Below are 19,521 nucleotides of genomic sequence, written 5' to 3' on the forward strand. Positions count from 1 at the left end.
GAAGACACCATGAATCTGCCCGCCAACACTGCCCTGTTCACCCCCAGCTGGCACGCCGAGCTGGAGCTGGGTTACGGGCGCTTTGACGACAGCACGCGCCCTGTTCAGCGCCGCCACAAAGGCCCGCTGCGGGTGCAAAAGCACCTGTATGCCGAAGGTCCGCAAGTGTGTCAGCACATCATCGTTCATCCTCCCGGCGGTATCGCGGGCGGCGACCGTCTGGATATCTGCGCGAACGTCGGCCCCGATGCCTGGGCACAACTGACCAGCCCCGGCGCGGCCAAATGGTATCGCGCAGCAAGCCCGGCGTTTCAGCAACTGGACCTTACGGTAGCGCCCGGCGCGACCCTGGAATGGCTGCCTCAGGAAACCATCGTATTCAGCAACGCTCAGGCCGAACTGACCACCCGTATCGAGCTGCAGGGCGACGCAAAGCTGTGCTATTGGGATGTCGTGGCCCTGGGCCGTCCGGCCAGTGGCGAGCGTTTCGAGCACGGACATTTTCAGTCAGCGCTGGATATACGCCGCGACGGCACATTGATCTGGCACGAACGCCAACGCATCATCGGGGGCGACGGGCTGTTGGATTCGCCGATCGGGCTGGATGGCCATACGGTGTTTGCCACGTTGCTGATCACAGGCGACGTGGACAGCGAACTGCTTGAAGCCTGCCGCAGCCTGTCGATGCCCAACCCGGTACGCGGTGACCTGACGCAATTGCCGGGGCTGGTACTGGCGCGTTGCCTGGCCGACGAAGCCCTGCACGCTCGGGCCTGGCTGATCGAACTCTGGAAAAGGCTGCGCCCGGCCCTGCTGGGACGCGAGGCGGTAACGCCGAGAATCTGGAATACATGAAGGCTGGCACACATAGAATCGTGGGAGACGGCTTGCCACCTCCCACAAAAGCGCCAACAACGACTGCACGGCAATCGGAACACTACAACACGGAAACGCTATGGACCTGACGCCACGCGAAAAAGACAAGCTGCTGATTTTCACCGCCGGACTGGTTGCCGAACGGCGTCTGGCGCGCGGGGTGAAGCTCAATTACCCGGAAGCGATGGCCTACATCTCCGCTGCACTGCTGGAAGGCGCGCGTGACGGTCAGACGGTCGCCGACCTGATGCACTACGGCACGACGCTGCTGACCCGCGAGCAAGTGATGGAAGGCATTCCGGAAATGATCCCGGAAATCCAGGTGGAAGCGACCTTTCCAGACGGGACCAAACTGGTCACCGTGCATCAGCCGATTGCCTGAGGATTCGACCATGCCAGACGTGATTCGCGATGCGCTGCCGGACGATCTGCCCGGCATCCTCGCTATCTACAACGATGCGGTGCTCAACACCACGGCCATCTGGAACGAACAGCCGGTCGACCTGGCCAACCGTCAGGCGTGGTATGCCTCCCGCCAGACACAGGCTTATCCGATCCTGGTGGCCGTGGATGCGGCAGGCGACGTCGTGGGCTATTCGTCGTTTGGCGACTGGCGTCCTTTCGAAGGTTTTCGCCATACCGTCGAGCATTCGGTGTACGTACGCGCCGATCAGCGTGGCAAAGGCCTGGGGCCGAAATTGATGTCGGCCCTGATCGAGCGCGCCCGTACCTGCGACAAACACATGATGGTCGCCGCCATCGAAAGCGGTAACGCGGCCTCTATTTATCTGCATGAACGACTAGGCTTCAAGACCACTGGCCAGATGCCGCAGGTTGGCACCAAGTTCGGTCGCTGGCTGGACCTGACCTTCATGCAGCTGGACCTGTCGCCCGGCGCTCAGGCGCCAGCCTCGCAAGCCCCCACATCCGTATAACCGAGAGCCGTCCATGAACCCTGCACAGTTGCGTCGCGTCACCGCCGAAAGCTTTGCGCATTATCGCCACGACCTGGCGCAGCTGTTGTTCGACACCGTTCACGATGGCGCATCGGTTGGGTTCATGGCCGACCTGACGCTGGGACAGGCGTTGAGCTGGTGCGACGACTTAAGGGCTGACGTCGCGTCAGGCAACCTGCTGCTGTGGGTCGTGGTCGACAACGAACGCGTGCTGGCCAGTGCGCAACTCGTGCTGTGTCAGAAGCCCAATGGGCTCAATCGTGCTGAAGTGCAGAAACTGATGGTGCTGCCAGTGGCACGGGGCCGTGGGCTGGGCAGGCAACTGATGGAAGCGCTCGAGCAGGCTGCCGTGAGGCTCAAGCGCGGCCTGTTGTACCTGGACACCGAAGCAGGCTCCACGGCCGAGTCCTTCTACCGCTCGATAGCCTACACCCGCGTAGGCGAACTGCCCGATTACTGCGCCACACCGGACGGTCGCTACAGACCGACCGCCATTTACTTCAAAAACTTGGGGCAACCGACATGATCCCTGGTCAATACCAGATCCAGCCCGGCGAGATCGAACTCAACGCCGGACGCCGCACCCTGAGTCTCACCGTCGCCAACAGTGGCGACCGCCCGATTCAGGTGGGTTCGCACTTCCATTTTTTCGAAACCAACGACGCGCTGACCTTCGACCGCGCCGCGAGTCGCGGCATGCGCTTGAACATCCCGGCCGGCACCGCCGTGCGCTTTGAGCCAGGGCAGGCACGGGAGATCGAGCTGGTTGATCTCGCCGGATTGCGCGAGGTGTACGGGTTTGCCGGTCGTGTGATGGGCAAACTGGATTGATTGACGGCATGGGCTGCACGCCTGCAGCCCATGACGTTCCGCGTCACACGACGAACGCAGAGTGTCCTGAGAGGCATTACCACGCAGCGCGTGGTAGCGATCAGTGTGGGGCCAATAAAGCATTCAAGGAATCACCATGAAGATTTCCAGACAAGCCTATGCCGACATGTTCGGCCCTACCGTTGGCGACAAGGTTCGCCTGGCCGACACCGAACTGTGGGTCGAAGTCGAAAAGGATTTCACCACCTACGGCGAAGAAGTGAAATTCGGCGGCGGCAAGGTCATTCGTGACGGCATGGGCCAGGGGCAGTTGCTGGCGGCCGAGGTGGTCGACACGCTGATCACCAATGCGTTGATCATCGATCACTGGGGCATCGTCAAAGCGGACGTCGGCCTCAAGAACGGTCGCATCGCGGCCATTGGCAAGGCGGGTAACCCGGACATCCAGCCTGACGTGACCATCGCCGTCGGCGCCGCCACCGAAGTCATCGCAGGTGAGGGAATGATCCTCACCGCAGGCGGCGTCGATACGCACATCCACTTCATTTGCCCGCAGCAGATCGAAGAAGCATTGATGAGCGGTGTGACCACCATGATCGGCGGCGGCACCGGCCCGGCAACCGGCACCAACGCCACGACCGTCACCCCCGGGCCTTGGCACATGGCGCGCATGCTTCAAGCAGCCGACTCCTTCCCGATGAACATCGGCCTGACCGGCAAGGGCAACGTCAGCCTGCCCGGCCCGCTGATCGAGCAGGTCAAGGCGGGGGCCATCGGCCTCAAGCTGCACGAAGACTGGGGCACCACGCCTGCGGCCATCGACAACTGCCTGAGCGTCGCCGACGAGTACGACGTGCAAGTGGCGATTCACACCGACACGCTGAACGAGTCGGGCTTTGTCGAAACCACGCTGGCGGCGTTCAAGAATCGCACGATTCACACTTACCACACCGAAGGCGCCGGTGGCGGCCACGCGCCGGACATCATCAAGGCCTGCGGCTCGCCGAACGTGCTGCCCAGCTCGACCAACCCGACCCGGCCGTTCACCCGCAACACCATCGACGAGCATCTGGACATGCTCATGGTCTGCCATCACCTGGACCCGAGCATCGCTGAAGACGTCGCGTTCGCGGAAAGCCGTATCCGCCGCGAAACCATCGCTGCCGAAGATATCCTCCACGATCTGGGAGCGTTTTCGATGCTCAGTTCCGACAGTCAGGCGATGGGCCGGGTCGGCGAGGTGATCATGCGCACCTGGCAGACCGCCGACAAGATGAAGAAGCAACGCGGTCCGCTGCCTCAGGACGGCCCCGGCAATGACAACTTCCGCGCCAAGCGTTACATCGCCAAATACACCATCAACCCGGCCATTACCCACGGCATCAGTCACGAAGTGGGCTCTATTGAAGTGGGCAAATGGGCGGACCTGGTGCTGTGGCGTCCGGCGTTCTTCGGCGTCAAACCGACCTTGATCCTCAAGGGCGGCGCGATTGCCGCCAGCCTGATGGGCGACGCCAACGCCTCGATCCCGACGCCGCAACCGGTCCACTACCGCCCGATGTTTGCCAGCTATGGCAGCTCGCTGCACGCCACCAGCCTGACCTTCATCAGCCAGGCCGCATTCGATGCAGGTGTGCCGGAATCATTGGGCTTGAAGAAACAGATAGGCGTAGTCAAAGGCTGCCGCACCGTGCAGAAAAAAGACCTGATCCACAACGACTATCTGCCCGACATCGATGTCGACCCGCAGACCTATCAGGTCAAGGCCGATGGCGTGTTGCTGTGGTGTGAACCGGCTGATGTCTTGCCGATGGCGCAGCGGTATTTTCTGTTCTGAAAACAGGTTGAACGCCAAACCGCGCGAACACCTGACAAAAACAGCGTCTACTGACAGATATGACAGTAAACGCTGTGTTTGTAGCTCGGTGTAAAGACGGTAAGATGCGCCATCTCCAATCAGCTCCCCCAAGGTAACCGGCCATGCGCCTCTCCGAATTCATCGTTCTCCACGTGGATCGCATCGTCGATGAATGGGAAAACTTCGCCAGAACACTGAAACCCGCTGCAGATACGATGAATACCGCCGAACTGCGCGATCACGCCCAGTCGATACTGCTGGCGGCTGCGCGGGACATGAAGACTGCACAGAGCAAAAGCGAAGAGATCGCCAAAGCCCGCGGCGAGGAGCTGAACAAGACGCCGAGCCTGGATGAAGCCGCGACCAGTCATGGAGAACTGCGCCATGAAGTCGGGTTTGACCTGGTGCAAATGACTTCAGAATTCAGGCACCTGCGCGCCAGCGTTATCCGTTTGTGGGTCGACAGCCTGACCACCCCGCAACTGGCCGACTTTCGCGATGTGATCCGCTTCAATGAGGCCATCGACGAAGCATTGGCCGAGTCCACTGCGGCGTATGCCGAGCGTGTCGCACGTTCACGGGATATCTTTCTGGCGATTCTGGGCCATGATCTGCGTGCGCCGCTTCAGGCGGTCAGCATGTCGACCGAGCTGCTGGCTCGCAAATTGGTCATGGACGATAAAACCCAAGGCTACATTTCGCGCATCAAGACCAGCACCCGGCACATGGGCACGATGGTTGGTGATCTGCTTGAGTTCGTGCGCAGCCGCCTGGGCGCCAGCCTGCCGGTGGAACGCAAGTTCATGGACCTGGCCAACGCCTGTCGCGAAGCCTTGGAAGAAGCGACCGCCGGGCAGCCCGGTTCGGCCCCCGTGCTGAGTATCGAGGGCGAAACGCAGGGTCACTGGGACAGCGGGCGAATCAGTCAGATGCTACAGAACCTGATTGGCAACGCGCTGCAACACGGTGCCGCCAGTCACGAGATCACGGTGCGCGTCAACGGGGGGCCGGACACGGTGGAGCTGGTCGTTCATAACGAAGGCAAGCCGATTGCCGAAGACGCCATCGGCACGATCTTCGACCCGCTAGTGCGCAGTTCCGACGAAAACAGCGAAAGCCGCACCACCTCGACCAGCCTGGGCCTGGGTCTGTTCATCGTCAAGGAAGTGGTCAATGCACACAGTGGCAGCATTACCGTGACCTCGACCATCGGCGACGGCACCACTTTTACTGTGGTGCTGCCTAAACACTGATGCCGACGACCGTGAGTGTGCCCTGCGCCGATCATGCCCATGCTCCGCTTGGACATGCAGCCGTGACGCTCTGCGTAACGTTCGGGAGCGGACGCGGAGCGTCGTCCTGAGCGGCGTTACCACGCAGGAGCGTGGAAACGATCATGACACGATCAACTGCCCCATTGCGCCCTTGGGTCAAACGCCGAGCTGTCCGCCAGCTTCTGCCACAGCGCCCGGCTGGCTTCATCAATATGCTTGGGCATGACGACTTTGAGCTGGGCATACAAATCACCGCGCTCGCCGCTCTTGGTCATCAGGCCATTGCCTTTGATGCGCAGGCGCTGACCGTTCTGGCTATCAGGACGGATGGTCAGGTTGATCCGGCCGGTGAGGGTCGGCACGGCGACCTTGGTGCCCAATGCAGCTTCCCACGGCGCCAGCGGAACCGTGATGACCAGATCATGATCTTCCACCTCGAACATCGGGTGCGGCGCAAGGCGGATGATCAGGTACAGATCACCATTGGCTCCGCCAGCGATCCCTGGCGCACCCTGCCCTTTGAGACGAATACGCTCGCCGTCGACCACGCCGGCTGGAATCTTCACGTTCAGGGTTTTGGTGATGTCGCTCATGCGTTGCCCGTTGGGGCTGTGCTGCGGCACCTTGAAACTGACCTGCTTTGATTCGGCCGACAAGGTCTCTTCCAGAAAGACCGCGAGTTCCATTTCCACGTCCTGCCCCTTGCGACCCGGAGTGCGGCTTCGGCCGCCCTGCTGGGCGCGTCCGCCAAATATGGAGCTGAAGAACTCCGAGAAGTCCGCCGTCTCTTCACCAAACCCGCCCGCACCGGCGCGGCTCTGCCAGCCCGGTGGTGCCTGGAAAGGTCGCCCCTGACGCCCGTACTTGCGCAGCTCGTCATATTCAGCGCGCTTGTCGGGGCTGCTGAGGACTTCATAAGCCTCGGACGCTTCCTTGAATTTGTCCTCAGCCCCCGCCTCTTTACTGACGTCGGGGTGATACTTGCGCGCCAACTTGCGATAGGCCGTCTTGATCGCCTTGTCGTCAGCCGTCGGTTCGACATCCAGTATCTTGTAGTAGTCTTTGAAATCCATCTAACACTCACCCATCCAATTATCCAGCGCAGCCAGATGCGCTGGTATAACACGCCCAGCCTCCTCGTGTGCGAGGCACCTGAAAGACTTCACATCGAAAAACACATCGGCAGCTCGCCGCGTTTTGCAGGCAAGTCAGGTGTTCGACACCCAGGTCTACCGAGAATCCCATCAAGATTGGGGGTAATGGCTGCGAGTTCAAGGCCTGAGTGCAAATACCGATAACCCGGAATAAGCGACGCAACGCCCTACGCAATTGCCCCGCGCTGACATAAACTGCGCGGCCGTTTTTTGACTGGAACGTAAAAGACATGACTGACCAATCCCCGGCCCGTGCCTGCGGCATCGATTTCGGCACGTCCAACTCCACGGTGGGCTGGCAACGCCCCGGTGTGGAATCGTTGATCGCGCTGGAGGACGACAAGATTACATTGCCCTCGGTGGTGTTCTTCAACATGGAAGAACGCCGCCCGGTCTACGGCCGCCTGGCACTCCACGAATACCTGGAAGGCTACGAAGGCCGCCTGATGCGCTCGCTAAAAAGCCTGCTGGGTTCCAAGCTGATCAAGCACGACACCAGCGTGCTGGGCACCGCGATGCCGTTCAAGGACCTGCTGGCCCTGTTTATTGGCGAGCTGAAAAAACGCGCTGAAAACACGGCCGGACGCGAGTTCGAACAAGTGGTGCTGGGCCGCCCTGTGCATTTCGTCGACGACGACGCGCAAGCCGACCAGGAAGCCGAGGACACGTTGGCAGAGGTCGCACGCAAGATCGGCTTCAAGGACGTGTCGTTCCAGTTCGAACCTATTGCGGCCGCCTTCGATTACGAGTCGACCATCACTCAGGAAGAGCTGGTACTGATCGTCGACATCGGCGGTGGTACGTCCGACTTCTCGCTGGTACGGCTGTCGCCAGAGCGTCGTGAGCATGAGGATCGTCAGGACGACATCCTGGCCACGGGTGGCGTCCACATCGGCGGCACCGACTTCGACAAGCAACTGAGTCTGCAAGGCGTAATGCCGCTGTTTGGTTATGGCAGCCGTATGAAAAGCGGCGCCTATATGCCCACCAGCCACCACATCAACCTGGCGACCTGGCACACCATCAACGCGGTGTACTCGCAGAAATCCCAGCTTGCACTGGGCAGCATGCGCTACGACATCGAAGACACCGGCGGCATCGACCGGCTGTTCAAATTGATCGAGCAACGCGCCGGGCACTGGCTGGCGATGGAAGTGGAAGAAACCAAAATCCAGCTGACCCAGACCGACAGCCGTCATTTGCTGATGGACCGTATCGAACCGGGGTTGAGGGTTGACCTTGGTCGAGCAATGTTCGAAACCGCGATCGATGCGCAGCTTGAGCGGGTCCGCAACAGCGTGACTCAACTGCTGAATCAGGCAGGCGTGGGCGTCGAGCAGGTCAACACGGTGTTCTTCACTGGCGGTTCGAGCGGCATTCCGGCACTGCGCAACAGCGTCTCGGCCATGCTGCCGAATGCGCGACACGTGGAAGGCAACATCTTTGGCAGCATCGGCAGCGGGCTGGCAATTGAAGCGAAGAAGCGCTACGGCTGAAGGTAGCTGATGATCGTGCCAGCGGACGCCGAGCGTCCTGAGAGGCGTTACCACGCCGGAGCATGGGAACGATCAGGGATCTCAAACAACTGATCGTGCACATGCTCCGCGTGGGCATGCAGCCNGTGACGCTCTGCGTCACATTTCAAGCGAATGGAAATGCCCTTAGATCGCTGTTAAACCAGCCCTTCTTTCTGCAATTCACTCTTCAGGTACGCGTAGTAAATCGGTCCGGCCACCACGCCCGGCAGGCCGAACGCGGCTTCGAACAGCAGCATGGCCAACAGCAGCTCCCACGACTTGGCATTGATCTGCCCGCCTACGATCCGTGCGTTGAGGAAGTACTCGACCTTGTGGATCACGATCAGATAACCCAGCGCCGCCAATGCCACCCAGATCGAGATCGACATGCCGACGATGAAGATCAGCGTGTTGGACATCAGGTTCCCCACTACCGGCAACAGCCCGAGCAGGAAGGTCATGATGATCAGGGTTTTGGTCAGCGGCAGGTGAATACCGCATAGCGGCAGGACGATGGCGAGGAATACCGAGGTGAACGCGGTGTTGAGCAGGGAAATCTTGATCTGGGCAAACACGATGTTGCGGAACGCCCGGCTGACCAGATAAAGCCGGTCGAACAGCGCCGAGGCCAGCGGTTTGCGCGCATGAACATCGGAAATCCGCTGCAAGGCAATGATCGCACCCAGCACCATACCGATCAGCATGGTCACGAACATATGGGCGGCGCCCTTGCCGATCAGTTGCAACTCGCCGATGTGTTTCTGCAGCCACTGAAACAGCGACACCTGAAACTCGGCCGCGCTGGCGGGCAGGTAAGAATCGATAAAGGGCGGCAGCTGACCGCGGGCCCGGTCGACCAGCGTCATGAACTTGTCCAGCGACGCGCCGGGGTTCTCGGCTTCATGAAGGACAAAACTGATGACACCTGCAAACAGCAGGGTCAGCAGACTGACGATGATGGTGCCCAGCAGCGCAACCGCCAACCACCTGGCACGTTCGCCGGAGATGAGCTTTTGCAACTTGGGAGTCAGCATATTAACCAGTTCGAAGACCAGCAGACCGGCCAGCAGGCTGGGCAACAACTTGAAAGGCAACACCAACAGCAGACCGCCGAATACAAGAATCCAGCTGGCTATTAATACCTGACGCGCAGAAAACGTTGGCATAGACCCTCAAAGGGCAGCACGAAGAGGTGGGCAGTCTGCCAGCGTTCGCAGCAGAGAACCAGTCATCCCGAAGCGGGAAAACATGCAGCCCAAGCATCTATTGGATGACCGGAGAAATAACCCGACGCAAGTGCCGTGTTTACTGCACCCGCGCCGGTCGCATGCGGCTGTAAACGCTGCTGGAAAATTATTTCTTCTTGAGACAATCACTCATGAAGCTCTTGCGGGCGTCGCCCTTGAGCTCCTGAGTGGAAGCGGTCGCGTTACAGGTCTTCATCTTTTCCTGCTGGGTGGCGGCAGGAGCTGGCGCGGCTTTCAGACAGGTGCTCATGAACGTTTTGCGTTCATCCCCCTTGAGCGATTTGGCACTCGCATCGGCGTTGCAGGTGGTCATCTTGTTCTGCTGCGCCGTCGCGGCAAAACCCTGAGCGGAAAACATCAGGCCAACGAGCAATAAAGGAATACCGATCTTCTTCATCGTTCGACTCTCCAGGTCCGCTGTACCGGTCGGCACAGACTCGAAATCAGTGTAGTCAAAATGTTGCAGAATATGAGGGATGATCAGGCGCCATGATTGGCATTCATTTTAAAGAGGCGGATAGTTGCGCCTCGCTAACCTGTCGGCCTTCCAATGCAATACGCGTTTCCACTGCTCACCATCTTCATCTGGTCCGTCAACACCGTCGTCACCAAAGCGGCGTCCGGGCTAATCTTCCCCTCTGAAATAGGCTTCTATCGCTGGTTGCTGGCAGGACTCCTGTTCACGCCCTTCATGCTCATCCCGGTCTGGAAAAACCGCGCAGCCATCAAGCCGCTGATTGGCAAGATCGTGGTGCTGGGTGCATTGGGCATGGCGGTGTATCAAAGCCTTGCGTATTTCGCCGCTGGCATGACCACAGCCACCAACATGGGCATCATCCAGTCGCTGGTGCCAGTCATGGCGCTGGGGCTGTCCATAGCGTGTCTGGGCACGAGGCTGACTTGGGGCGCGCTGCTCGGCGCGGTGATTTCTTTCGCGGGCGTCATCGTGGTGGTCGCCGCTGGCAATCTGAGCGGACTTATCGAGCAAGGGGTCAATCGAGGAGATGCAATTGTGCTGGTCGCTGCTGCAGCCTATGCCTTTTACAGCATGCTGTTGAAGAAATGGCAATTGCGTCTGCCGCCCCTGCACTTGCTGTACATGCAGATTCTGGTCGCGATTGTGGTGCTGTTTCCACTGTTCATTCTGTCGCCGCGGACCGGCTTGAACGCGAGCAATATCCCCCTGGTGCTGTATGCAGCGATCCCTACCTCCATGCTAGCGCCGTGGCTGTGGATGACCTCGATCATGCGCCTGGGTCCAAGCCGCACCACGCTATTTTTCAACCTGATGCCGATCGCCACGGCCCTCATTGCGGCCGTGGCGCTTGGCGAACAGCTGGCGCTTTATCACCTGTATGGCGGCGCGCTGACTTTGTGCGGCGTCATCCTGGCAGAACGCTGGAAGACCCTGCTACCACTCAGAAAAGGCTAGGCCGTCGCGCTGCCCTCACCGCCCTCCACGCTGTGGATCGATACGTCGGTGATACCGGCAGCGTGGGGCATACCGACTTCAGGAAGATCATCCAGCTCGACGTGATGCTTCAACGCCAGTTCATGCACGATTTCAATGATCGGCACGTCCAGGTCTTCGATGACATCCACATGGTGCTCACCCAGCAGGGTGTACTCGATTTCATACAGTTCTTTATCGCCCATCGCATCACTTCCTGGCCGTCATCTATTAACGGCTGATCACGAATTACTGCCTGATTGAGTTAAAGGCCGGCAGCCTTGAGGCGCGCGGCGTGTGCTATGAACAGGCGTACAGGATCCACGCCTTTGCCGACCAGCCCGAAGGTTTGGTTGACGATGTCAAAATGGTCGAGCGTAAAGTCATCCCCGATGACCGTGCCCAGGTGCGAACTGAAACGCCCGACCATGCCATCAGATTGACCTCGCTCTTTCCTGAACGTGCGAGCGAATATTCGACAGGTTACGTTGGTGCCATCGATCAGGTTGCGCCCGTGATTGGTTACGCCCGGTTTCAGGACCCGGGACCAGGAGTAGTAGCGCACGCCATCGACCAGTTCTTCGCCACTCTCACCCCAAAACTGCGGCAAACCCTGGGGATACTGCCTGTTGAACAGCGCAAACCCGGTGGTGGTCAGGGACTGATGCGAGGCGGTGATGTCCATCGGCAACTTCGGCCCGCGATAGCCGGTCTCGAACGCGACGATCGTCCAGGCGAGCAGCCCGATCAACGCATTCACGACTCGCCCGCCCAGCGTCCCGAGTGGAAAATGTCGCTCCAGATAGTCCGCCAGCTCAGATCCGAAGTGATTAAGCCTTTCCAACAGTAGCGGTGTGTTTTCGGCCTGGCGGAACAACATGACCACCAGAAGTGCTGCCTTATCGCCATCTTTTTTTCGAACTCTTGCCCCCCTCCTTCGCTCCAAGCTGCAACGGGCCAAGACCGGCTCTGACATGTGGAGCAATAAAGATGTACAACAAAATCCTCGCAGCAACCTTTGTATTGGCGACGATGGCTGGCTGCAGCAACACAACCGTGCAGAACCCGGTGGACTACGTCACCTACCGCAACGAGCCACTGGTCAAGCAGGTCGAGAACGGCATGACCCGCCAGCAGGTCCTGACCATCGGCGGCGAGCCATCGTCGACCATCGACCGCAAGGTCAACACCGGCACCTGCAACAACTACGTGATGGCTAAAGATGGCCATAAGCAGGTCTACCACGTCAGCTTCAACAGCGACGGCCGCGTGACTAATAAAGGTTTTATGACCTGCGAACAGCGCGAAGCGAATGAGCGCGCGATGTAACTCAGCGCATACAAAAAAGCCCGATGCATGACGCATCGGGCTTTTTTATGTGTACGTTTTTTGTCCGAACTTCAGAACACCAGCTTGAACAATGCAATCACCACAATCAGGCCGATCAGGAAAATGATACCGATGGTGCTTCCCAGAAACTTGAGCATGTGAATCTCCACGATTTATAGGTCTCAAGGCTGGGACCACAGGCGGGCACGCTCGTTTCTTATATTTTTTACGCGTTCAGCAAAGCGTGAAACCTGCAAAATCAGATAAAACTTTCTCGCCGTTCGTCACTCACAACCCTTGATGATCTTGCCGGGCAACACATAGAGCGAGACACACAACCTGATGAATCTGGAGATACCTCATGATTTCTGCACCACAGCTATCCGATGTAAGCAGTCTGCGCCAACGTGCGCGCCAGAACGTTGAGAATGGTGCGGTGACTGAAGGCTACAACGCTGATCGCGAGACAGTCCTGCGCCTGCTCAATGAGTCGCTGGCAACCGAACTGGTCTGCGTGCTGCGCTACAAGCGTCACTACTACATGGCGACGGGCCTGAAGGCCAGTGTCGCGGCGTCCGAGTTTCTGGAACACGCGCAGCAGGAAGCCGAGCACGCCGACAAGCTGGCCGAACGTATCGTGCAATTGGGCGGCGAGCCTGAGTTCAACCCCGACACACTGTCGAAGAACTCTCACGCTCAGTACGTGGCAGGCACCACGCTCAAGGAAATGGTTTACGAGGACTTGGTTGCCGAGCGCATTGCCGTCGACAGCTATCGTGAAATCATTCAATACATCGGCGACACCGATCCGACTACGCGTCGCATCTTTGAAGAAATCCTCGCACAGGAAGAAGAGCACGCCGACGACATGGCGGACATCCTGAACGACCTGTGATTCGGGACTGAAAGCCAAAGCCAGGATGTTTATCCTGGCTTTTTTGTGGTCGTTGTCCCGTCATGAGCGGCATTCCCACGCGGAGCGTGAGGAACGATCAGGTATGCCCCGACACTGATCGTGCCGACGCTCCGCGTGGGCATGCCGCCTGTGACGCTCTGCGTCACATCTCAAGCCAGGGCGTTTACTTGACGGTCTTCGGCGCCTTGCCCGAGCGCATTTGCTCCAGCAGCGGGCCACACTGATTCGGCTCACTGTCGCCCGTCGCGACCAGTGCCAGCAATCCTGCCGCTGGGCCGATGGTAGCGCCCAGCAGAACCATTCCCGCGCCACGCAACAACAACGGCCCTGACTGTACGCCTGCATTAGGCCGGGCGAACGGTCCGTTGACGTACAGCGGCGAGCGCAGCGAGAACACCCGGAAGCCTTTGGATTCAGGATTGATCTGCAAATCCAGCTGCTCGGTTTTCAGGTTGGCCGTGCCGCTGATGTAAATGATCGCGTTCTCGGTATCGAACACGAACAGGCGACTGGTCGCCAGACCGTCCTTGATACCGAAATCGGATGCGGCGCAGTTGATCTTCACATCCTTGTCACCGAACAGTTTGCCGACCACGTAATTACCCACGTTAAGCCCGGCGATCTCCATCAGGCCACGGCTGATCGCGCCATCGTTGACCAGCATCTTCATCTCGCCATTGGCCGTGCCCAGTAGCGCTGCGACCGAGTTGCCACGACCGGTGATATCCGCATCGCCGTTCAGCTCACCGAAACTGGTTTTCATCGGTTCGAAGGTGGGGAACAACTGCTTGAGCTTGAAGTTGCGCGCCGACAGCTTCGCCCGGCCGAGCAGCGGCTTGTCCCGCCCATCGAGACGAATGTCCGCGTCCAGCTTGCCACCGGCCACGCCGAAGCGCAGCGGCTCAAGGCTGAGCTGGCCATCGTTCAAAATCAGATGCGTGTAAAGGTCGGTGAACGGCAGGTCCGGGCTCTGCACGATGCGCTTGCCAGTGAACTCGACGTCTGCGTCCATCGCACGCCAGCGGTCTGTCTGGAATTCTTCCACCGGCAATACCTTGCCTGAAGGCTGCTTGCTCTCCCCGCCGCGCTTCTTCTGAGCCGCGTTGGAGTCAGCCCCGATCAGCGGCGCCAAGTCACTGAACAGCAGTTGATCGGACACCAGCACGCCCGTCAGCTTGGGCCGCGGCTGACTGGCGACATAGCCCAGATCACCGTGAATATCACTTTTGCCAATTTTGCCGTTGAATTTCTCATAGCTGAAACTGGCGCCCGCCGGGTCATGCAGCTTGGCGATCAGGCGGCCGTCCGTCGAGTAGGCGGGTGAGTCGGGCAACGTAACGCCAGTCAGCGGATAGAGATTGCTCAGGCTGGCACCGGACAGCTTCAAGCGCAGGTCCAGGGCGCCGAGATTTTGTGGGTCGGTCACGGTCCCGGCGATCACGACATGGGTGTCGCCAACCTTGACGTCGGCCTGCACCGGAAAGGGCAGCGCGGCGTCTTTCAATGCCAGCAAGCCACCGATTTTGCCCGTGCCATTGAGTTGCTGGCCGTGGTACTGACCTTTGACGGCCAGACCGAACGCATAGTCTTGCGGCACTGCGCCTTTGTCCTGGGCCTTCTTCGCCTCCTTGCTGCCGACGATCTCGCCAAAGGGGATCGGCTTGCCGAGCATGTCGATCACCACGTCCAGCTGGGTGTTCAGGGTCTGATCATTGAAGCCCACCAAGCCTTTGTCGAACTTGATGGCACCGATGTCCACTTCCCATTTCGTCGGTTCGGCATTGGGGTCTGACTTGGGCAGATCGAACACCCAGTTGGCACGCCCGTCGGCCAGACGCTCCAGTTTTGCTTCCGGACCGGTCAGGTCAATGCGCGGGATGACCACGTGCTGCGCCAGCAAGGGCAGTAGCGATAAGCGAAACTCAACCTGTTTGAGCGTGACCATCTGCGGCTGTTTCAACCACTCCGGGTTGCCCAGGGTCAGGTCTTGAGCGATGAACAGCGGCGAGGGAATCCAGGCCCGCCAGCCACCCAGATCAGGCTCGCGCGTCCACTGAACGTCCAGATTGCCATTGATGGCGAACGGGCGATGCAGCGCTTCGCTGACCTTTTCATTGAGGGTGGGTTTGATGCGATTCCAGTCGAAAGTGACGATCACAATGATCAACACGGCCAATAGCACCAACAAAGTGGCGCCTGTCCACGCGAAAATCCTACGGCTGCGCGTCATGCATGACTCTCCAGAAAACAGTGCTCCGGCCTTGGTGCACTGAATACGACATGCCCGTTCGACTGACAAAAGCGTCGAGGGTTTGATCGGGTTGGGCAAATAAGCCAGTGGCCTGCCGAGGTTGCAGGCCCGGCTCAATCATTTTGGTTGATTCCCACCATCATCTTTATGAACTTCTTTACACGCAGGCTCGGCGGCATAGTGCATGCCTACACCATCTTCCGCTCTTTCGAGGAGCACAGCCATGAAACCCCACCTGTTATTGAGCCTTTTTCTGTCGATCTTCGCCGCCGGTGCCTACGCAGCGCCAGCGCAGGAACGCGAGCAACGCCTGGCTGAAAGCGGCCCCGACCGTCTGGTGCAGCAGTACCAACGCGTCTGATCGCCCTGCTTGCCTGAAAAGCCCTTCGACGCAGGCAAAGCGCATTTGTTAAAGTGCGACGCAGCCTATTCCACGAATCGTTTGAGCCATGCTGCCCCGCGCCGAACAGAAACAACAGACCCGAAGAGCCTTGCTGGACGCCGCCCACCAGTTGATGGAGAGCGGACGCGGTTTCGGCAGCCTGAGCCTGCGCGAAGTGGCACGCACTGCGGGCATCGTACCGACGGGCTTCTATCGTCATTTTGAAGACATGGATCAGCTCGGCCTGGTGCTGGTCAGCGAGGTCGGGCAGACCTTTCGAGAAACCATCCGGCTGGTCCGGCATAACGAGTTCGCAATGGGCGGGCTGATTCGCGCCTCGGTACAGATCTTTCTGGAACGTGTGGCCGCCAATCGTTCGCAGTTCCTGTTTCTGGCCCGCGAGCAGTACGGCGGATCGCTCAAGGTGCGTCAGGCATTGGGCGCACTGCGTGAGGGCATCAGCGCCGACTTGACCGCCGACCTCGCGAAAATGCCCAAATGGAAGCATTTGAATGCAGACTCACTGTCAATCATCGCCGACCTCGTGGTCAAAAGCGTGTTCGCGATGCTGCCCGAACTGATCGACCCGCCCCCCGCCTCGCTCGCACCGCACCTCACCCCACAAGCCAAGATCACCCAGCAGCTGCGCTTCATCTTCATTGGCGCACGGCATTGGCGTGGTTTGGGCAGTCATGAGTAATTAATGAGCGTTTGGTAATGATCGTTCCTCACGCTTTGCGTGGGAATGCCTCTCAGGACGCTCCGCGTCCCGGCGTATATGCCGCAACACCTATGGCCAGACCTATCACTCCACTCGACTGCACCACATTGAATCGCCCGCCATTTAACGCACCAAAAAAGCACACCCCATTCAATCGATAATCCCGTTCCGTCAGTCTTTTCCCACTCCCTGCACTGTTGGCAAGCCCCTTGCTCTGCTTTGAAGCATCGCAATTGGCTGGAAGCTATCTGATGCTGGTGATCCACAACCGAATCGAACCCCAGGCTGAATGGGCCGCCGAGCTACACTTGAATTTCGAAGCGCGCAGCAAAAGCCGACTGCGCTGCTTCAGTGCAGAAAACGAGGACGTGGGGCTGTTCCTGCAGCGTGGTCAATCGCCCTTGCGCGATGGCGAGTTTCTACAGGCCGAAGACGGCCGTATCGTGCGCGTCTGCGCCCGCCCCGAAAAGCTGATGCACGTCACCTGCTCCAGCACCTTCGAACTGACCCGTGCGGCCTACCACCTCGGTAACCGCCACGTCGCGCTGCAAGTGGGTGACGGATGGCTGCGGCTGCTCGACGACTACGTGCTCAAGGCCATGCTCGATCAACTGGGGGCCACCACCGAAACCATCGAAGCGCCCTTCCAGCCCGAACATGGTGCTTATGGGGGCGGCCATCACCATTCACGCGCTGGCGAAGAGGATTTCAATTATCCGCCCCGCCTGCACCAATTCGGCGTGCGCACGTGAACAACGCCTGGGCGCTGCTGCGCCTGGCCAGTCCGCAGTTGCCGATTGGCGGCTACAGCTATTCGCAAGGGCTGGAGATGGCGGTGGAACAGTCCATCGTCACCAACACGCAGACCGCAGGTCGCTGGATCGGTGACCAGTTGCTGCTCAACCTTGCACGCTTCGAAGCCCCGCTGCTGTTGGCGCACTGCCAGGCGGCGGCCGACGAAGACTGGGGGCAACTGCTGCAAGTCAGCGAACAGCATCGCGCCAGTCGGGAAACCCGCGAGCTGCATCTGGAAAGCCGGCAGATGGGCTATTCCCTGAAACAGCTGCTTAACGGCTTGCCGGAACTGGACCGCTGCGCCCGGCGCTTTCTGGAGCAAACCGCCGAGCCGCATCTTGCACTGGGCTGGGCGCTGGCCGCTCGCGCCTGGCAGATCAGCCCACAGGATGCACTGGCCGCCTGGCTCTGGAGCTGGCTGGAAAACCAACTGGCGGTGCTGATGAAAACCTTGCCGCTCGGTCAGCAGGCTGCACAGCGTCTGACCAGCGAGTTGCTGCCACTGTTGCAGCAGGCGCAAGCCAACGCCACAGAGCACGACATACGCCATTGCGGCAGCGCAGCCTTCGGTCTGTCGCTGGCGAGCATGGCCCACGAACGTCAATACAGCCGGTTATTCCGGTCCTGATCAGCACTGATGGAGAACTCAATGAACAGCCAACCCCTGCGCGTCGGCATCGGTGGCCCGGTCGGCTCCGGCAAGACCGCCCTGACCCTGGCGCTGTGCCTGGCGTTGCGTGACCGCTACAACCTGGCGGTCGTGACCAACGATATCTATACCCGCGAAGACGCCGACTTTCTCGTGCGCAATGAAGCGCTGGCACCTGAGCGCATCATCGGCGTGGAAACCGGCGGCTGTCCGCACACGGCGATTCGCGAAGATGCGTCCATCAACCTGGAAGCCGTTGACCAGCTCAACCGTCGCTTCGAAGGCCTGGATTTGATCATCGTTGAATCCGGTGGCGACAATCTTTCTGCAACTTTCAGCCCGGAATTATCCGACCTGACCATTTACGTGATTGACGTTTCAGCGGGCGACAAACTGCCACGCAAAGGCGGTCCGGGCATCTGCAAATCCGATCTGCTGGTCATCAACAAGATCGACCTGGCGCCCTTGGTAGGGGCCTCACTGGAAATGATGGACAGCGACACACGCCGGATGCGCGGTGAAAAGCCGTTCGTCTTCAGCAACCAGAAAACCGGTCAGGGTCTGGAACAGATCATTGCCTTCATTGAACGCCAAGGCCTGCTGAACGCGGCGGCCTGATCCCACAACAAGGAAACCCTCGATGAACTACAAAAAAGTCCTCGGCGCCCTCGCCCTGCTGCTGGTCCCGACCTTGGCCTTGGCGCATCCAGGTCACGGCGACAACGGTTTGATCGCTGGCATAAGCCACCCCCTTGGGGGTCTGGATCACCTGCTGGCGATGCTGGCCGTCGGTCTGTGGGCCGCACAGCAACAAGGCGCTGCACGCTGGGCGCTGCCGTGTACCTTCGTGGGCACCATGCTGATCGGCGGTGTGCTGGGCTTCGAAGGCCTGAACCTGCCCGCGCTGGAAAGCGGCATCGCAGCGTCCGTACTGGCGCTGGGTCTGGCTGTCGCGCTGGCCGTTCGTCCACCCTTGGCTCTGGCCGTTGCAGCGACCGCGATGTTTGCGCTGTTCCACGGTGTCGCGCATGGTCTTGAGCTGCCGGAAATGTCTAGCCCGTGGGCCTACGCTGCAGGTTTCGTTGCCGCAACTGCCGCGCTGCACGCTGCTGGCTACGCGGTCGTTCGCGCTCTTCCGCAGGCCGCTGCTCCTCTGGTGCGCTTGGCGGGTGCCGCTTCGGCTGCGACCGGTGTGTGGCTGCTGGCTGGCTGATTTTTCCTGATCACGCCTCTACTGATCGTTCCCATGCTCCGCGTGGGAACGCCTCTCAGGACGCTCCGCGTCCAGTCGTGAGATTGCACTGGGGGCGCGATC

General features: G+C 59.7%; 22 protein-coding genes and 1 pseudogene. 17 read left to right on the forward strand and 6 right to left on the reverse strand.

Features of this window, described 5'->3' with window-relative positions; translation table 11 throughout:
• Window positions 1–9: 9 nt before the first annotated feature.
• The 7 genes from ALP40_RS23455 to ALP40_RS23485 all read left to right on the forward strand — a co-directional run bounded on the left by ALP40_RS23455 (window position 10) and on the right by ALP40_RS23485 (window position 5,774).
• Entirely contained in the window at window positions 10–855 is an 846-nt protein-coding gene (locus ALP40_RS23455; protein WP_122210532.1) for an urease accessory protein UreD, read from the forward strand.
• Window positions 856–955: 100 nt separating this feature from the next.
• On the forward strand, window positions 956–1,258 hold the full coding sequence (locus tag ALP40_RS23460) for an urease subunit gamma (RefSeq protein WP_004887254.1): 303 nt from the start codon (window positions 956–958) through the stop codon (window positions 1,256–1,258).
• Window positions 1,259–1,268: 10 nt separating this feature from the next.
• Window positions 1,269–1,811: a GNAT family N-acetyltransferase gene (locus ALP40_RS23465; protein WP_122210533.1), complete on the forward strand. Its 543-nt coding sequence runs from the start codon at window positions 1,269–1,271 to the stop codon at window positions 1,809–1,811.
• Window positions 1,812–1,824: 13 nt separating this feature from the next.
• Window positions 1,825–2,358 (forward strand): GNAT family N-acetyltransferase, encoded by a 534-nt coding sequence (locus tag ALP40_RS23470; protein WP_122210534.1) that lies wholly within the window; start codon window positions 1,825–1,827, stop codon window positions 2,356–2,358.
• Window positions 2,355–2,663, forward strand: a complete 309-nt coding sequence (locus ALP40_RS23475) for an urease subunit beta (protein WP_122210535.1) — start codon at window positions 2,355–2,357, stop codon at window positions 2,661–2,663. Before ALP40_RS23470 ends, ALP40_RS23475 begins: the two co-directional genes overlap by 4 nt.
• Window positions 2,664–2,799: 136 nt before the next feature.
• Window positions 2,800–4,500, forward strand: a complete 1,701-nt coding sequence (ureC, locus tag ALP40_RS23480; protein WP_122210536.1) for an urease subunit alpha — start codon at window positions 2,800–2,802, stop codon at window positions 4,498–4,500.
• A gap of 143 nt (window positions 4,501–4,643) precedes the next feature.
• The gene (locus ALP40_RS23485; RefSeq protein WP_122210537.1) at window positions 4,644–5,774 is read left to right on the forward strand and encodes a sensor histidine kinase KdpD; all 1,131 of its coding nucleotides are present in this window, start codon (window positions 4,644–4,646) and stop codon (window positions 5,772–5,774) included.
• A 152-nt stretch (window positions 5,775–5,926) separates the two neighbouring features.
• Here the strand turns inward: ALP40_RS23485 and cbpA are convergent, their stop codons facing one another.
• The gene (gene cbpA, locus ALP40_RS23490) at window positions 5,927–6,868 is read right to left on the reverse strand and encodes a curved DNA-binding protein (RefSeq protein ID WP_122210538.1); all 942 of its coding nucleotides are present in this window, start codon (window positions 6,866–6,868) and stop codon (window positions 5,927–5,929) included.
• A 311-nt stretch (window positions 6,869–7,179) separates the two neighbouring features.
• Between cbpA and ALP40_RS23495 the strand changes: the two genes are divergently transcribed.
• The gene (locus tag ALP40_RS23495; protein WP_122210539.1) at window positions 7,180–8,445 is read left to right on the forward strand and encodes an Hsp70 family protein; all 1,266 of its coding nucleotides are present in this window, start codon (window positions 7,180–7,182) and stop codon (window positions 8,443–8,445) included.
• Between the two features lie 176 nt (window positions 8,446–8,621).
• On the opposite strand, the gene ALP40_RS23500 is transcribed toward ALP40_RS23495, so the two are convergent.
• Both ALP40_RS23500 and ALP40_RS23505 read right to left on the reverse strand, forming a co-directional pair.
• A complete protein-coding gene (locus ALP40_RS23500; protein WP_122210540.1) occupies window positions 8,622–9,632 on the reverse strand; it encodes an AI-2E family transporter in 1,011 nt (336 codons plus the stop codon).
• A gap of 187 nt (window positions 9,633–9,819) precedes the next feature.
• Entirely contained in the window at window positions 9,820–10,110 is a 291-nt protein-coding gene (locus tag ALP40_RS23505) for a PsiF family protein (protein WP_122210541.1), read from the reverse strand.
• A gap of 153 nt (window positions 10,111–10,263) precedes the next feature.
• Between ALP40_RS23505 and ALP40_RS23510 the strand changes: the two genes are divergently transcribed.
• Window positions 10,264–11,145: a DMT family transporter gene (locus tag ALP40_RS23510; protein ID WP_122210542.1), complete on the forward strand. Its 882-nt coding sequence runs from the start codon at window positions 10,264–10,266 to the stop codon at window positions 11,143–11,145.
• On the opposite strand, the gene ALP40_RS23515 is transcribed toward ALP40_RS23510, so the two are convergent.
• Window positions 11,142–11,369, reverse strand: a complete 228-nt coding sequence (locus ALP40_RS23515) for a hypothetical protein (RefSeq protein ID WP_122210543.1) — start codon at window positions 11,367–11,369, stop codon at window positions 11,142–11,144. The two genes, ALP40_RS23510 and ALP40_RS23515, sit on opposite strands and share 4 nt — an antisense overlap.
• Before the next feature lie 59 nt (window positions 11,370–11,428).
• Window positions 11,429–11,881: pseudogene (locus ALP40_RS23520) on the reverse strand (triacylglycerol lipase); the annotation flags it as partial.
• Window positions 11,882–12,153: 272 nt separating this feature from the next.
• Here ALP40_RS23520 and osmE point away from each other — a divergent pair.
• Both osmE and ALP40_RS23530 read left to right on the forward strand, forming a co-directional pair.
• Window positions 12,154–12,492 carry an osmotically-inducible lipoprotein OsmE gene (gene osmE, locus ALP40_RS23525; RefSeq protein ID WP_083181043.1) on the forward strand — a complete coding sequence of 113 codons (339 nt, stop codon included), beginning with the start codon at window positions 12,154–12,156 and terminating at the stop codon, window positions 12,490–12,492.
• Window positions 12,493–12,853: 361 nt separating this feature from the next.
• The gene (locus ALP40_RS23530; protein ID WP_083181042.1) at window positions 12,854–13,387 is read left to right on the forward strand and encodes a bacterioferritin; all 534 of its coding nucleotides are present in this window, start codon (window positions 12,854–12,856) and stop codon (window positions 13,385–13,387) included.
• A gap of 184 nt (window positions 13,388–13,571) precedes the next feature.
• Here ALP40_RS23530 and ALP40_RS23535 read toward each other — a convergent pair whose 3' ends face one another.
• Window positions 13,572–15,638, reverse strand: coding sequence for an AsmA family protein (locus ALP40_RS23535; RefSeq protein ID WP_122210544.1), 2,067 nt, complete (start codon window positions 15,636–15,638; stop codon window positions 13,572–13,574).
• A 244-nt stretch (window positions 15,639–15,882) separates the two neighbouring features.
• Between ALP40_RS23535 and ALP40_RS25640 the strand changes: the two genes are divergently transcribed.
• The 6 genes from ALP40_RS25640 (at window position 15,883) to ALP40_RS23560 (ending at window position 19,419) form a co-directional block, all read left to right on the forward strand.
• Window positions 15,883–16,020, forward strand: a complete 138-nt coding sequence (locus ALP40_RS25640; protein WP_183136081.1) for a hypothetical protein — start codon at window positions 15,883–15,885, stop codon at window positions 16,018–16,020.
• A gap of 88 nt (window positions 16,021–16,108) precedes the next feature.
• Window positions 16,109–16,741 carry a TetR family transcriptional regulator gene (locus ALP40_RS23540; RefSeq protein WP_122210545.1) on the forward strand — a complete coding sequence of 211 codons (633 nt, stop codon included), beginning with the start codon at window positions 16,109–16,111 and terminating at the stop codon, window positions 16,739–16,741.
• A gap of 272 nt (window positions 16,742–17,013) precedes the next feature.
• Entirely contained in the window at window positions 17,014–17,514 is a 501-nt protein-coding gene (gene ureE, locus ALP40_RS23545; RefSeq protein ID WP_004883631.1) for an urease accessory protein UreE, read from the forward strand.
• On the forward strand, window positions 17,511–18,185 hold the full coding sequence (locus ALP40_RS23550) for an urease accessory protein UreF (RefSeq protein WP_122210546.1): 675 nt from the start codon (window positions 17,511–17,513) through the stop codon (window positions 18,183–18,185). The genes ureE and ALP40_RS23550 overlap by 4 nt, the downstream gene beginning before the upstream one ends.
• A 21-nt stretch (window positions 18,186–18,206) precedes the next feature.
• Window positions 18,207–18,824, forward strand: a complete 618-nt coding sequence (ureG, locus tag ALP40_RS23555) for an urease accessory protein UreG (RefSeq protein ID WP_003347890.1) — start codon at window positions 18,207–18,209, stop codon at window positions 18,822–18,824.
• Between the two features lie 22 nt (window positions 18,825–18,846).
• Window positions 18,847–19,419 (forward strand): HupE/UreJ family protein, encoded by a 573-nt coding sequence (locus ALP40_RS23560; RefSeq protein ID WP_122210547.1) that lies wholly within the window; start codon window positions 18,847–18,849, stop codon window positions 19,417–19,419.
• Window positions 19,420–19,521 lie beyond the last annotated feature (102 nt).

This window comes from Pseudomonas viridiflava, from assembly GCF_003702045.1.
GTDB lineage: Bacteria > Pseudomonadota > Gammaproteobacteria > Pseudomonadales > Pseudomonadaceae > Aquipseudomonas > Aquipseudomonas viridiflava_C.

Bases quoted from the DNA above. Each gene is read 5' to 3' on its own strand.
- ALP40_RS23455 (WP_122210532.1), top strand. From the start codon at position 10: ATGAATCTGCCCGCCAACACTGCCCTGTTCACCCCCAGCTGGCACGCC.
- ALP40_RS23460 (WP_004887254.1), top strand. From the start codon at position 956: ATGGACCTGACGCCACGCGAAAAAGACAAGCTGCTGATTTTCACCGCC.
- ALP40_RS23465 (WP_122210533.1), top strand. From the start codon at position 1,269: ATGCCAGACGTGATTCGCGATGCGCTGCCGGACGATCTGCCCGGCATC.
- ALP40_RS23470 (WP_122210534.1), top strand. From the start codon at position 1,825: ATGAACCCTGCACAGTTGCGTCGCGTCACCGCCGAAAGCTTTGCGCAT.
- ALP40_RS23475 (WP_122210535.1), top strand. From the start codon at position 2,355: ATGATCCCTGGTCAATACCAGATCCAGCCCGGCGAGATCGAACTCAAC.
- ureC (WP_122210536.1), top strand. From the start codon at position 2,800: ATGAAGATTTCCAGACAAGCCTATGCCGACATGTTCGGCCCTACCGTT.
- ALP40_RS23485 (WP_122210537.1), top strand. From the start codon at position 4,644: ATGCGCCTCTCCGAATTCATCGTTCTCCACGTGGATCGCATCGTCGAT.
- cbpA (WP_122210538.1), bottom strand. From the start codon at position 6,868: ATGGATTTCAAAGACTACTACAAGATACTGGATGTCGAACCGACGGCT.
- ALP40_RS23495 (WP_122210539.1), top strand. From the start codon at position 7,180: ATGACTGACCAATCCCCGGCCCGTGCCTGCGGCATCGATTTCGGCACG.
- ALP40_RS23500 (WP_122210540.1), bottom strand. From the start codon at position 9,632: ATGCCAACGTTTTCTGCGCGTCAGGTATTAATAGCCAGCTGGATTCTT.
- ALP40_RS23505 (WP_122210541.1), bottom strand. From the start codon at position 10,110: ATGAAGAAGATCGGTATTCCTTTATTGCTCGTTGGCCTGATGTTTTCC.
- ALP40_RS23510 (WP_122210542.1), top strand. From the start codon at position 10,264: ATGCAATACGCGTTTCCACTGCTCACCATCTTCATCTGGTCCGTCAAC.
- ALP40_RS23515 (WP_122210543.1), bottom strand. From the start codon at position 11,369: ATGGGCGATAAAGAACTGTATGAAATCGAGTACACCCTGCTGGGTGAG.
- osmE (WP_083181043.1), top strand. From the start codon at position 12,154: ATGTACAACAAAATCCTCGCAGCAACCTTTGTATTGGCGACGATGGCT.
- ALP40_RS23530 (WP_083181042.1), top strand. From the start codon at position 12,854: ATGATTTCTGCACCACAGCTATCCGATGTAAGCAGTCTGCGCCAACGT.
- ALP40_RS23535 (WP_122210544.1), bottom strand. From the start codon at position 15,638: ATGACGCGCAGCCGTAGGATTTTCGCGTGGACAGGCGCCACTTTGTTG.
- ALP40_RS25640 (WP_183136081.1), top strand. From the start codon at position 15,883: ATGAAACCCCACCTGTTATTGAGCCTTTTTCTGTCGATCTTCGCCGCC.
- ALP40_RS23540 (WP_122210545.1), top strand. From the start codon at position 16,109: ATGCTGCCCCGCGCCGAACAGAAACAACAGACCCGAAGAGCCTTGCTG.
- ureE (WP_004883631.1), top strand. From the start codon at position 17,014: ATGCTGGTGATCCACAACCGAATCGAACCCCAGGCTGAATGGGCCGCC.
- ureG (WP_003347890.1), top strand. From the start codon at position 18,207: ATGAACAGCCAACCCCTGCGCGTCGGCATCGGTGGCCCGGTCGGCTCC.
- ALP40_RS23560 (WP_122210547.1), top strand. From the start codon at position 18,847: ATGAACTACAAAAAAGTCCTCGGCGCCCTCGCCCTGCTGCTGGTCCCG.